We start from the raw sequence: 11,443 nt of genomic DNA on the forward strand, positions 1-11,443 counted from the left end.
ACCGTGGCAGCCGCGAAGCAGCGGATCAGTAGATGTTCCAGAACGACGAGTTGCCGAAGAGCGCCTTCCCGCGGCTCGCGTAGGCGACCTTGCCCTTGGCGACCCTGCCCGAGGACGTGGTCTTGCCCGACGACTTCACCGCTGTGCTGTGCACGAGCTTCTGGTGGTCGTACAGGGACCACACATCCGTCTTGTCCACGCCGTAGGACCAGATACCCCCGCCGACCACCTCAGTCGCTCCACGCTTCGTCGCGCCGTCCACCGAAGCACTTCCACTGGTCGCGGGATCCTGCTCGACGGCTGCCTGCGCGACTCCTGCGGTGGTCAGAGCCGGGATCGCCACAGCCGCCGCGAGGGCGATGGTCAGTCGAATCGCGTGCCTGTTCATGTTGCCTCCTTCGTGCGCCCCGTTCGGGGCGATGCAAGGAGCAAAGCAGAACTGCCCGGCAATCTGAAATTACGGATATCACAAATACAACATCGTCATGGTGGTATCACCACGTCAACACGAACCGCCCCCGCGTCCCCCCAGCCTCGAGCCGCTCATGCGCCTCCCGAGCCCGCGAGGCCGGCAGCACCTCGGCAACCCGCGGCGTCACCGTCCCACTCTCCACCGCATGCCGCAGCTGCTCGAGCTTGTCGAACGACCGGTACTCCGCGAACACGGCGATCTGCTCGAACCGGATCCCGCGAGCCCCGTTGCCCTCCCATCCCCGCACGTCGAGGAACACTCCCCCGTCGCGCACGGCATCGACCACCGAAGCCCGCTGCACCGCGGCATCGGCGAGCGCATCGACCCCGTCCGGCACGAGCGCTCGCACCGCAGCAGCGAACCCGTCTCCACGCGCCACGATGTGCGCCGGCCCGAGCGACCGCACGAGCGCTTCGTCCGCGGGAGCAGCATCCGCGATGACGGTGAGTCCAGCAGCGACGCCGAGCTGCACGACGTAGTTCCCGAGCAACCCCGCAGCCCCGGTCACGGCGAGCGTCTGCCCGGGAGCGAGCTCCGCCCGCGAGAGGATCTGCAACCCCGTCAGCCCGTTCATCGGCACGGTGGACGCGAGCGGAAGCGACGTCCCCCGAGGGATCCGCGTGAACGACCCGACCGGCGCGACGAGCTCCTCGACGTACGCACCGCCGTGCGCGCTGAGCGGCAGCGCGATCGCCATGACCTCGTCGCCGACCTCCCACCCGGAGACGTCGGGCCCGACCTCGTCGATGACCCCGGCGGCGTCCATCCCCGGCACGTACGGCGGCGAGGCCTGCGAGCTGTCCCGCTGACCGGCACGCACACCGGTGTCGGTCGGGTTCACGGCGAACGCCTGCACCCGGATCCGCACGGACCCCGCACCAGCGTGCGGCTCCGGCACCTCGTGGACGGCGAGGGCCTCCGGCCCTCCGAACTGTTCGACTCCTACGACCTTCACCGTTCCGGTCTACCGGACGGCGCTCGACCGCACCCAGCGAGCGGGCCGGTGGCGGTGGTCGGGACGCACCATCCGTCGGACTGGAGGCGCGGATCACCGCCGACCCGCGCCTCCAGTCCGGCACTGGGCCGGCTACACGGCGGGGGCGAGCGCCAGCTGTTCGCGCGCCATCACGGCGTCGGCGGCCGGGGGCCGGCCGTACGCCTCGCGGTAGTCCCGCGAGAAGTGGGAGGCGCTGCGGTAGCCGACGGCGGCCGCGGCGCGGGCGGCGGTGTCGGCGTGCAGGACCATGCGGCGACGCGCTTCCCCGAGTCGGGTGCGCTTGAGGTACTGCGCGGGTGACATGCCGGTGGCCTGCTTGAAGCGGGCGAAGAGGGTGCTCTCGCTGAACCGGAGCTCGCGGGCGAGGCGCTCCATCGTCCACGGTTCGTCCATGCGCCCGGTCAGGAGTGTGGTCGCCGCCGTGACCAGTCCGGCGTCGGCTCCGGCTCGGTCGAGTGCGGCGGTGATGCGTGGCGCCTGCGAGGTCTGCAGCAGGCGGAGGACGATCTCGCGGGAGACGAGGGGGAACAGGACGGGGATGTCCTCGGGGGCGTCGAGCAGCGCGAGCAGTCGGCTGACGGCATCGGCGAGCGGGGCCGTCCACGTGCCGAGTCGCGGCAGGTCCGTGCGGCTCGTGCTGGTCATCGTGCTCGACATCGACGCCACGACCTCACCGACGACGGCCGGGTCGAGCTTCCAGACCGCCGACACGAAGCCCTCGTTCCCTGCCGCGTCGAGCACCCCGGCGACCACGGGCAGGTCCACCGGCGTGATGATGAACCGCTCGCGGCCCCAGACCTGGTCGTCGTCCCCGACGATCGAGCGCTTCCGGCCGCGGAGGACGACGGACAACGACGGCACGTACCGCCGGTCGAAGAGTCCGGTCGGCTCGTGGACGCGGGAGACGGTCAGGCCGAGTGCTTCGGTCCGCTGCACCGAGGCGGGACGGGCCACCATGTCGACGGTGGACGCGCGTTGGAGCACTGCGGCGTGCCGCGAGGCCACCTCGGCCGCGCGGTCGAGGTGCTGCGCCGTGCGATCGTCCACGTGCCCACGCTACGCAGTTCCCCTGGCGTGCAGGAACTCGTGCGGGATCCGGCAAGGTTCCCGCTGGATCGGGCAAGGTGCGGGGCTGCCCGGGGATCGAGCATCGATGCATGACCACTGCACTCCACGACCAGACCACCGTCCGCACCGCCGTCGTGACCGGCGCCTCGAGCGGCATCGGCGAGGCCATCGCCCGCGAACTCGCTGCCGCCGGCATGACCGTCGCCGTGCACGGCCGCGATGCCGTCCGCACGCGTGCTGTCGCCGACGACATCGAGCGCCGGGGTGGTCGAGCTCTCCCGATCGTGGCGGACCTCTCCGCGGGTGCTCCCGACGTCCGGGCGTTCGCAGCGTCGGCCCGGGAGCTGCTCGGCGGGCACGTCGACGTCCTCGTGAACAACGCCGGCGTCTACCCCGGCGGTCCGACGGAGTCCCTGTCCGACGACACCGTCGACGCGCTGCTCGCGACGAACATCCGCGCACCGCACGTCCTCGTGGCGGCGCTCGCCCCGGGGATGGCCGCGCGCGGGTCCGGCGTCGTCGTGAACATCGGCTCGTGGATGGCCCGGGTCGGTGTGCCGTTCATGGGGCTCTACCCGGCGACGAAGGCCGCGGTCGAGCAGCTGACCCGGGCGTGGGCGGCCGAGTACGGGCAGCGCGGGGTGCGGGTCGTGACGGTGGCGCCGGGGGCCACGGCGACGCCGGGGAACGCGGACTCGGCGGACGTGCTCGCGGCGATGACGCAGGGGACGCCCGCGGGAGTGCCGGTGCAGCCGGTCGACATCGCCCGCGCCGTCCGGTGGGTGGTGTCGGACGAGGCGGCGTTCGTGAACGGCGGGACGCTCGACGTCGACGGCGGGATCGCGTCCACGCGCCTGCGCTGAGGGCACATCGCTGCCCGTCAGGGCGCCCCGGACGGGATGCAGTCGCTCTCCACCAGCAGCACGTTGTCGGCCCTGAGCCACGAGATCGTGGCGCCGACGGAGGAGACACTGAGCTCGAGGCGGCCCTTCCGCTCATCGAACCCGGTGTGGTCGCCCTCGGTGTCCCACGAAGCCCGGAGCGCCTTCTCCGCACTTGAGCGATCGACCTCGTCCCCGAGCCGGATGCGCTCGTGGAAGGCCCGACAGGTGTTGCTCGCGGCGGTCGTGCCGCTCGTGGACCAGGTGTTCGTCCGTACCGCGCCCGGCGCCACTTCGAGCAGCTGCAGCGCGTCGTCGACGCACTCCTGCATCTCCTGGCCCGTAGCCCGAGTCCAGGTCGTCGAGTTCCTCCTGCCGCTGCTGCTGTGCGTACCTGTCGGCATCGCGGGCAGCGCGCGGGAGGATCTCGAACGACGGGACGATGACGAGCAGCACGACGGCGAGCAAGCCGACGCCCGCCACCACCGTCGCTCCCGACGCAGCGACCTCCAGGACGCGGGCACGGAGCGCTCGGATCCCGGCGATGAGCGCTGGGACGGTGGCGAGCAGGCCGATCACGATCGCCACGATCTGCGGTCCGGCCGCAGCCCCGCCGTCGCTCGTCGATCGCCACGCGGAGCTGATCTGCACCACGAACGACAGGAAGAGTGCGATCAGGACTCCGATCGGCGCGACGACGATCCCGAAGATCAGCCGGTTGCGCCGGAGCCGCAGGTCGTCAGCCGTCGCGCTCTCCCCGGCGGTGGACTCGGGTTCCCCGGCCGTCACCGGTAGTCGTCCGGGTCGCCGAGGACGCAGCGCGAGTCGACGTTGACGTGCGCGCGGACCTTGGTGGCTGCCATCGAAGCACGAGGCTTGCCGTTGGCTCGCGCCACCACGGCGTAGACCTGACCGGTCTCCGGGTCCATCTCCGTCTGTGTCTTCGACAACTCGTAGCCCTCGCGCTCCCAGCGCTCACCTGCCCGTGCCACGAGCGTCCCGGGATCGTCCGGTGCGTCCACCTCGACGTAGTACCCGAACTGCACGGCCCGCACCCCGTCGATCCGACAGTCGTACGCGGCTGCCTTCGGCACCTCCTGCGGCCACGTGTCCGGAGCCAGCGCGAGCACCGACCGGAACTCGATGATCGCTTGCGATCGTGCCTCGTCGATCGTCATGGGCTGTCCCGCTCTCGTCGTCCCGCACCCGGAGAGCGCGAGGCTGGCAGCACCGGCGAGCGCCGCGAGGGCTCGGCCCGGGCGGCTCACACCACCCACGTCATTCGTCGTAGTCGTCGACGGACCCGCTGGCGCACGGCGACGTGATCCGCACGACGACCGAGGTCGCGTTCACCTGGTAGGCGGCACCTGCGGCCCCGTCAGCATCGGCCGTCGCCGAGTAGAGGATCCCGCCCTCGCCGCCGAAGTCCTTCTGCGACGGTTCGACCGTCAGCCCCTCGGACTTCCACAGGCGCCGGAACGTCTGTGCGACCGATCGGGCATCCGTCTCGGTCTTCACCGGCACGAAGTAGCCGAAGCGGACGCCACCCGGGCACTTCTCGGCAGACGGTTCCGGTGTCTCCGGCCACGGCACGTCGACTGCCGCCTCGGTCTTCAGCAGCAGTTCCACGGCCGCGGCCTTGGCTTCCTTCGGTGTCGGCATCGATTGGCCCCCTCCAGCGCATGCCGTCACGCCGAGGGCGACGAGCGCCCCCACGACGATGACGATCTCCGTCTTCCACTGCACCCTCACGGCTGCGTCACCTCCGCCACATCGGACAGCGTAGGGGTACCGATGTCCAAGTACCCTCGGTCTCCTGAGCCCTGTCCCGCGGTGAGTCCGTGGATGTTCACGCGGTGTGTCCCGGTTGTGTCGATCCTCGTCACCCCGTCGAAACCGTCGGCGGGGTCGAGCCGGTGCGGGAAGCTGTACTTCCGTCCGATGTAGGCGATGTCGCCCTTCTCTGCTGCCTGGGCCGCGTACATGTGGTCAGCGTGCGTGGCTGCCGCGTCAGGTACGGAGGACGGGATCCCAGCGGAGCCGAGGGTGACGAACGAGTGGACACCGAGATCGGGATTCCGGGCGAGCGTGAGTGCCGTCGTCGTGGATCCGTACGAGTGCGCGATGACGTTCAGTTGCGCGTCGGGCCGTACAGCGCGGAAGGCGACTAGGTCGGAGGCGAGCTTGGATGCCCCACGGTCAGCGTACGTCTCGCCCAGAACGCCGAGGTTGCCTGTGCTGGCTGCATTCGGCGGCGCCTCGTACCCGATCCACGACACGATCGCTGTGTCGGCCCCGACCTGCTGCTGCGTCGCCAGGACGTTCGCTCCGGCTCGCATGTACTGGGTCGTGTCAGCGAGCGATGACCCCATGCCCGGCACGAGGAACGACACGCCGTCGGCCGTGTCCAGGTCGCCGACGGAGAAAGCACCGAGCGGGGGCGCACCGTCGTGGAACGTGATCATCTGCCGCGGAACTTGGTCCACCAGGTCGAGTTGGGTACGCGCGCCGGCGCTGAAGTTCTTCAGCTGGTCGTACCGCTCCTGCGCCGAGATCAGCTCCCGTTGGGCGGCAGCCTGCGCAGCCCGCCCGACCGCCTTCCCGTACTTGTCCTGAGCATCGCGCAGGGCGCCGCTCGCCTGCGCGTACGCCCGCTGCGCACTCAACCGGTTCGCCTGGTCCCGCGCCCAGTACGGCACGCCGTTCAGGTTCCCGATCACCGCCGGCAACGCCGTGATCAGCGCGTCCTGCGCCACCGAGTGCTCGCCGGCGGACCCCCGACCCCCGAGCCCGTCCCACCATGCCTGCACGGTCTCGGGCGGCATCCCGGCGAGCCGATCGGCGACCGACGGGTCCTGCGCCGCCAGGACCTCGGGCGGCATCGCGGCGACGGCGGCGAGGAAGTCTGCGTCGCTCATCCTGCCGAGCGTCCCCGAGTACGAGGGCGCCACGCGGAGGACCTCGGTGTCGGACAGCCCGGCCGACGCAGCACGGTCCGCGGTTGCGCGTCGTCGGACGAGTGCATCCCACTCGGCATCGAGACGGGACGCGGTCGCTGCGAGTTCGTCCGCGTCGGACTGCAGCCGGCGCGCCTGTCGTGCGTCGGCATCGGTGGCGTCCTTCGCCGAGGCGGCCAGCTTCGCCGTGGAGAGGGACAGGGCGGTGACGGCCGAGTCCATGGCGGTGGTCAACTGGGACGCACGGATTCGCTCGGCCTCGTCCTGGATCTGCCGCACTTCGTCGGCGTAGGTGTCGAGCACGTCGATGGCGGCGTCGAGTCGACCGATGACGCGCTGTGCTGCGGGTGCGATCGTGCCGACGGTGGCGGAGAACCGGTCCTTCGACGCGCCCTCCCAGTCGGCTGCGTCATCGGCGGCACGAGCGACCGTCGTGGCTCCGGTGCGGAGGTCATCCTGGCGGTCGGCGAGTGCGCGGGAGAGCTTCGTGACGGCGGCCGGGTCGCCGGCGAGCGGGTCGGCCGTCATCCCGCACCCCCGGCCTTGCCCGCGAGGTCGTCGTCGGCGTCCTGCACGAGCGACTTCGTGTCGTGCGCGTACTGCCCGAGCGTGCGACTGGTGTCGCCCAGCCACGCGGCCGATCGCTGCTGCGCGGCACGGAACGTCGCGAAGGCCGCGGCCACGTCATCGGCGCCGAAGGCCCCGCCGTCCTCCGGCATCGAGGCCCCGTCGAACGTCTTCGTCGCCGACTCCAGGGCGTGGTACACGCCGTCGAGCGTGCTGTACGAGACCCGCAGGTCGGCCATCGTTTCCCCCTTCCGACGTCGCACCCACCGCGACGCCCCCACCGGCAACATATCACGCACGTTGCCGGACGCAACCGGCCTGTGGACGACCGGTGCACGCCCAGGGCGCGCCGCGCCTCCAGTCCGGCGGGCCATCCTCCGATCGGAGGATGCGACGACCACCGCACCGGCCGATCCCCTGATCGCACCCAGGGGCCAGGCTGGACCCATGCCCGACACCCCCGCCATCGAGGTCCACCACCTCACGAAGCAGTACGCCACCGGCAAGCGCGCCGTGGACGACGTCTCCTTCGACATCCCCCGCGGCGAGACCTTCGCGCTCCTCGGCCCGAACGGCGCCGGCAAGACCACCACGGTCGAGATCCTCGAGGGCTACCGCACCCGCACCGACGGTGACGTGCGGGTGCTCGGCCACGACCCCGCCCGCACGAGCCGCAGCCACAACGCACGCATCGGGATCGTCCTGCAGACCAGTGCCGAGTCCCCCAACGTCACCGTCGCGGAACAGCTCCGGCACTTCACGACCTTGTACCCGCGGCACCGCAGCGTCGAAGAACTCCTCGAGAAGACCGGACTCGAGCCGCAGCGCAACACCCGCATCAGCAGACTGAGCGGCGGCCAACGGCGCCGCGTCGACGTCGCCCTCGGCATCATCGGCCGCCCCGAGGTCCTCTTCCTCGACGAGCCCACGACCGGCTTCGACCCGGAGGCCCGGCGCCGCTTCTGGGACCTCATCGACGAGGTCAAGCGCGAGGGCACGACGATCCTCCTCACCACGCACTACCTCGACGAGGCCGCACACCTCGCCGACCGGGCAGCGGTCATCGCCGACGGCAGGCTGCTCGACATCGCCCCGATCGACGAGATCGGCGGCGCCGAGGCCCGCACCCCACGCGTCAGGTGGCGTGACGACGTCGGCGAACCCCACGAGCGGCGGACGAACGAACCGACCGCCCTGATCCGGAGCACCCCGGAACCCATGCACGACCTCGAAGTCATCCGCCCGTCCCTCGAGGACGTATACCTCGGAATGGTCGGCCACCGATGAGCACCACGACGACGAACACGAGCACCGCGAACGCCGCCATGATCGGCGCGCACCGCATCGGCTACGAACTCCGCTCGTACTTCCGAGCGCCCGACGCCGTCTTCTTCACCTTCCTCTTCCCCATCGTGATGCTGGCGCTCTTCTCGGTCGCGTTCAGCAGCGCTCCGGACATCCAGGCGGGCCCGAACGTCAGCGTCGACTACGCCACGTACTACCTGCCCGGCCTGGTCGCGACGGGCATCCTGCTGTCCGGCACGCAGTCCCTCGGCGTCGACATCGCGGGCGAACGCAGCGACGGCACGCTGAAGCGTCTGGGCGGCACACCCCTGCCGGTGGTGAGCTACTTCATCGGCAAGATCGGCATGGTCCTCGTCACGACGGTCGTGCAGACCGCCCTGCTGCTGGCGATCGCGAGCCTCGTCTTCGGCGTGGACCTGCCCACCGACGGCGGCGCGTGGGCGCACTTCGCGGGCATCATGCTCCTCGGGGTCGCGACGAGCTGCGTCCTCGGCATCGCGATCTCGGCGCTCCCCCGCGAGGGCCGCCGCGCCACCGCCACGATCGTCCCCATCGTCCTGGTCCTCCAGTTCATCTCCGGCGTCTACCTCCCCTTCACGCAGCTCCCCGACTGGCTGCAGAACGTCGCGTCCGTCTTCCCCCTGCGGTGGATGGCGTCCGGCATGCGATCGGTCTTCCTGCCCGACGCGTTCGCGTCCGCCGAGCCAGGAGGCGCGTGGCACCTCGGCCTCGGAGCCCTCGTCCTGACAGCGTGGCTGGTCGTGGGCGCGGTGGCCTGCCTGCTGACGTTCCGGTGGAATCGCAAGGACGCGTGATCCGGCCTGTGGAAAACCGCTCGGCGGCATCCGGGCGATGGGATGCTGAGGCCATGGACCGCATCACGGCGCACCGCAACTGGGGCCTGCACGTGGCGTTCGGCGTCACGATCGCCCTCGTCGCGGTGATCACCGTGCTCGGGTGGTCCCCGTGGGCGGACCGCTGGCCGGCGTTCGCGATGCTCGGGGTCCTCGCCGTGGCCTACGCGGCGTACGGGTGGCGCGGTTACGAGGTCCCCCGCGCTGCCGCCGGCTTCGTCCCGCTGCTGGTGCTCGCGGCGCTCGTGCTCCCCGCGGTCGTCCCGAGCACCGCGCTCGTGCAGTGCATCCTCTTCCCCGTCGCGTGGTGCCAGATCGACCGGACACGGACGGCGGTCGTGGTCTCGGTCGCTATCGGCGTCGCCGCGGGGATCGGGCTCCAGATCGCGAGCGGCCCGGACAGCCTCGTCAGCACGGTCCTCATCGAGGGTGTCAGCATCGCAGGTGCCTGCGCGCTCGGACTCTGGATCACCCGGATCGCCGAACTCTCCGACGAACGACGCCGCCTGCTCGACGAACTCCGCGCGACCCAGGACTCCCTCGCCGAGGCGCACCGCAGCGCCGGCGTGACGAGCGAACGCGAACGCCTCGCCCGCGAGATCCACGACACCGTCGCACAGAACCTCGCCGGCATCGTCATGCTCACCGAGCGCGCCCGCGGGGACCTCGCGGCCGAACGTGTCGACCGACTCGACGAGCGACTCACCATCCTCGAGGAGTCGGCGCGCGCAGCACTCGAAGAGTCCCGCACCCTCGTCGCTGCGGGCGCTGCCGGGGTGGCGGGCGACGGGCTCGGCGCCGCCCTGCACCGCCTCGGCGAGCGGTTCACACGCGAGACCGGCGTCCCGGTCACGGTCGAGGCAGCGGACTGCGCGCTGGACCGCGACGCGCAGGTGGTGCTGCTCCGCGCCGCCCAGGAGGCACTGGCCAACGTCCGCGCGCACGCCCACGCCGCCACGGCGCGGGTCGCACTGCACGTGGCAGCCGATCGGGTCGGCCTCCGGGTCTCGGACGACGGCGTCGGCTTCGACGCGTCCCTCCCGACCGCCGGCCACGGGTTGCGGGGCCTGCGCGAGCGGCTCGCCCTCGCCGGCGGCACCTGCGCCATCACGAGCGAGCCCGGACGTGGCACCGTCGTCGAGGTGACGCTGCCCACCGGGGCCGAGCCGCGCCTCCCGGCAGTCGACGCACCACTGACGGAGGTGCACCGGTGATCCGCGTCGTCGTGGCGGACGACCACCCCATCGTCCGCGCCGGCATCGTCGCGCTGCTCCAGGACGCCGACGACGTCGAGGTGGTCGGGCAGGCGAGCGACGGCGAGGCCGCGGTCACGATCACGCTCGCCGAACGACCCGACGTCGTGCTGATGGACCTCCGCATGCCCGGCCTCGACGGCGACGACGCCACCGCGCGGATCCTCGCGCGCGAGCCGACCGTCCGCGTGCTCATCCTCACGACCTACGAGTCGGACGACCAGATCCTCGCCGCGATCGAGGCCGGTGCCGCGGGGTACCTGCTCAAGGCGGCGCCTGAGTCGGAGATCCTCGCGGGCCTCCGCGCGACGGCACGCGGTGGGACGGCACTCGCACCCTCGGCCGCAGCTGCCCTCGTCCGCCGCGCGACCGGCAAGCCCACGACCGGGCCGACCCTGTCGCCGCGCGAGCTCGAGGTCCTGCAGCTCGTCGCGCAGGGCAACTCGAACCCGGCGATCGGCCGCACGCTCTTCCTCAGCGAGACCACCGTCAAGACGCACCTCGGGCACGTGTTCGAGAAGCTCGGCGTCAACGACCGGACGCGCGCCGTGACCCGCGCGATGGAGCTCGGCCTGCTGCGCTGACCCTGCCCCGACGGTCCCGCGGTCGCCCAGGAGCTCGCCGCCCTCCGACGACGGGGACGAACCGTCATCGACGGCGTCCACCAGGAGTCACCGCGGGAGCACTGGCAGTTCCGGCTCGACATCGACGAGGCCCGGTAGACGTGGACGCTCGAGACGGTGGCCGGCACGGTCGTGCGGATGGCCGTTCCCGAACTGATGCTCCGCTGGGTTCGGGCACTCCGTCCTGGTCACGTTCGAGCACCCTGGGGACCCGGCGGTCCGCACGACCCTGGTGGTCGACGAGCGCGACGGCGCCGCCCGCCAGTCCCTGGAGTACGGAGCGGCAACGATGGTCACCGGCGTGCGGGCCGCCGAGCCCGACGAGGTCCTGCCACCGGCGTCCTTCGAACCCCTGACGGACTGGATCCGTCCGGACTGCTGAGCGCGTGACCGTTCCGGTTCGCGATCCCCGGGGATCCCGAACCAGAACGGTCAGAGGCGACCACACGATCCCGTCCGCGGCGCG

At 71.5% G+C, this 11,443-nt stretch carries 14 protein-coding genes; 7 read left to right on the forward strand and 7 right to left on the reverse strand.

The genetic code is table 11. The features are described 5' to 3' along the window. Positions 1-25 precede the first annotated feature (25 nt). The 3 genes from WFH25_RS06320 to WFH25_RS06330 all read right to left on the reverse strand — a co-directional run bounded on the left by WFH25_RS06320 (position 26) and on the right by WFH25_RS06330 (position 2,516). Complete coding sequence (locus tag WFH25_RS06320; protein WP_336697146.1) at positions 26-388, reverse strand: lactococcin 972 family bacteriocin; 363 nt, start codon at positions 386-388, stop codon at positions 26-28. A gap of 106 nt (positions 389-494) precedes the next feature. Next, positions 495-1,427: an NADP-dependent oxidoreductase gene (locus WFH25_RS06325; protein WP_336697147.1), complete on the reverse strand. Its 933-nt coding sequence runs from the start codon at positions 1,425-1,427 to the stop codon at positions 495-497. Between the two features lie 132 nt (positions 1,428-1,559). Then, positions 1,560-2,516 (reverse strand): AraC family transcriptional regulator, encoded by a 957-nt coding sequence (locus tag WFH25_RS06330; RefSeq protein WP_336697148.1) that lies wholly within the window; start codon positions 2,514-2,516, stop codon positions 1,560-1,562. 110 nt (positions 2,517-2,626) lie between these two features. Here WFH25_RS06330 and WFH25_RS06335 point away from each other — a divergent pair, with 110 nt between their 5' ends. Beyond that, the gene (locus WFH25_RS06335; RefSeq protein ID WP_336697149.1) at positions 2,627-3,400 is read left to right on the forward strand and encodes an SDR family NAD(P)-dependent oxidoreductase; all 774 of its coding nucleotides are present in this window, start codon (positions 2,627-2,629) and stop codon (positions 3,398-3,400) included. Positions 3,401-3,436: 36 nt separating this feature from the next. Next, positions 3,437-4,213, forward strand: a complete 777-nt coding sequence (locus WFH25_RS06340) for a hypothetical protein (RefSeq protein WP_336697150.1) — start codon at positions 3,437-3,439, stop codon at positions 4,211-4,213. Here WFH25_RS06340 and WFH25_RS06345 read toward each other — a convergent pair. From WFH25_RS06345 to WFH25_RS06360, 4 genes are all read right to left on the reverse strand, one after another. Then, entirely contained in the window at positions 4,204-4,596 is a 393-nt protein-coding gene (locus WFH25_RS06345; RefSeq protein WP_336697151.1) for a hypothetical protein, read from the reverse strand. The two genes, WFH25_RS06340 and WFH25_RS06345, sit on opposite strands and share 10 nt — an antisense overlap. 100 nt (positions 4,597-4,696) lie before the next feature. Then, positions 4,697-5,170, reverse strand: coding sequence for a hypothetical protein (locus WFH25_RS06350; protein ID WP_336697152.1), 474 nt, complete (start codon positions 5,168-5,170; stop codon positions 4,697-4,699). Then, positions 5,167-6,903 carry an alpha/beta hydrolase gene (locus WFH25_RS06355; protein ID WP_336697153.1) on the reverse strand — a complete coding sequence of 579 codons (1,737 nt, stop codon included), beginning with the start codon at positions 6,901-6,903 and terminating at the stop codon, positions 5,167-5,169. Before WFH25_RS06355 ends, WFH25_RS06350 begins: the two co-directional genes overlap by 4 nt. After that, a complete protein-coding gene (locus WFH25_RS06360; RefSeq protein ID WP_336697154.1) occupies positions 6,900-7,181 on the reverse strand; it encodes a hypothetical protein in 282 nt (93 codons plus the stop codon). Before WFH25_RS06360 ends, WFH25_RS06355 begins: the two co-directional genes overlap by 4 nt. A gap of 208 nt (positions 7,182-7,389) precedes the next feature. On the opposite strand from WFH25_RS06360, the gene WFH25_RS06365 reads away from it, so the two are divergent. The 5 genes from WFH25_RS06365 (at position 7,390) to WFH25_RS06385 (ending at position 11,359) form a co-directional block, all read left to right on the forward strand. Continuing rightward, positions 7,390-8,229, forward strand: coding sequence for an ABC transporter ATP-binding protein (locus WFH25_RS06365; protein ID WP_309886721.1), 840 nt, complete (start codon positions 7,390-7,392; stop codon positions 8,227-8,229). Then, complete coding sequence (locus WFH25_RS06370) at positions 8,226-9,062, forward strand: ABC transporter permease (RefSeq protein WP_336697155.1); 837 nt, start codon at positions 8,226-8,228, stop codon at positions 9,060-9,062. Before WFH25_RS06365 ends, WFH25_RS06370 begins: the two co-directional genes overlap by 4 nt. 53 nt (positions 9,063-9,115) lie before the next feature. Next, positions 9,116-10,315, forward strand: a complete 1,200-nt coding sequence (locus tag WFH25_RS06375) for a sensor histidine kinase (RefSeq protein ID WP_336697156.1) — start codon at positions 9,116-9,118, stop codon at positions 10,313-10,315. Beyond that, positions 10,312-10,938 carry a response regulator transcription factor gene (locus tag WFH25_RS06380; RefSeq protein WP_336697157.1) on the forward strand — a complete coding sequence of 209 codons (627 nt, stop codon included), beginning with the start codon at positions 10,312-10,314 and terminating at the stop codon, positions 10,936-10,938. Before WFH25_RS06375 ends, WFH25_RS06380 begins: the two co-directional genes overlap by 4 nt. 271 nt (positions 10,939-11,209) lie before the next feature. After that, complete coding sequence (locus WFH25_RS06385; RefSeq protein WP_336697159.1) at positions 11,210-11,359, forward strand: hypothetical protein; 150 nt, start codon at positions 11,210-11,212, stop codon at positions 11,357-11,359. Positions 11,360-11,443 lie beyond the last annotated feature (84 nt).

Source organism: Curtobacterium sp. USHLN213, from assembly GCF_037144815.1.
GTDB lineage: Bacteria > Actinomycetota > Actinomycetes > Actinomycetales > Microbacteriaceae > Curtobacterium.

Coding starts and splice junctions, on each gene's coding strand:
- WFH25_RS06345 (WP_336697151.1), bottom strand. CDS start 4,596: ATGACGATCGACGAGGCACGATCGCAAGCGATCATCGAGTTCCGGTCG.
- WFH25_RS06370 (WP_336697155.1), top strand. CDS start 8,226: ATGAGCACCACGACGACGAACACGAGCACCGCGAACGCCGCCATGATC.
- WFH25_RS06320 (WP_336697146.1), bottom strand. CDS start 388: ATGAACAGGCACGCGATTCGACTGACCATCGCCCTCGCGGCGGCTGTG.
- WFH25_RS06340 (WP_336697150.1), top strand. CDS start 3,437: ATGCAGTCGCTCTCCACCAGCAGCACGTTGTCGGCCCTGAGCCACGAG.
- WFH25_RS06355 (WP_336697153.1), bottom strand. CDS start 6,903: ATGACGGCCGACCCGCTCGCCGGCGACCCGGCCGCCGTCACGAAGCTC.
- WFH25_RS06375 (WP_336697156.1), top strand. CDS start 9,116: ATGGACCGCATCACGGCGCACCGCAACTGGGGCCTGCACGTGGCGTTC.
- WFH25_RS06335 (WP_336697149.1), top strand. CDS start 2,627: ATGACCACTGCACTCCACGACCAGACCACCGTCCGCACCGCCGTCGTG.
- WFH25_RS06365 (WP_309886721.1), top strand. CDS start 7,390: ATGCCCGACACCCCCGCCATCGAGGTCCACCACCTCACGAAGCAGTAC.
- WFH25_RS06360 (WP_336697154.1), bottom strand. CDS start 7,181: ATGGCCGACCTGCGGGTCTCGTACAGCACGCTCGACGGCGTGTACCAC.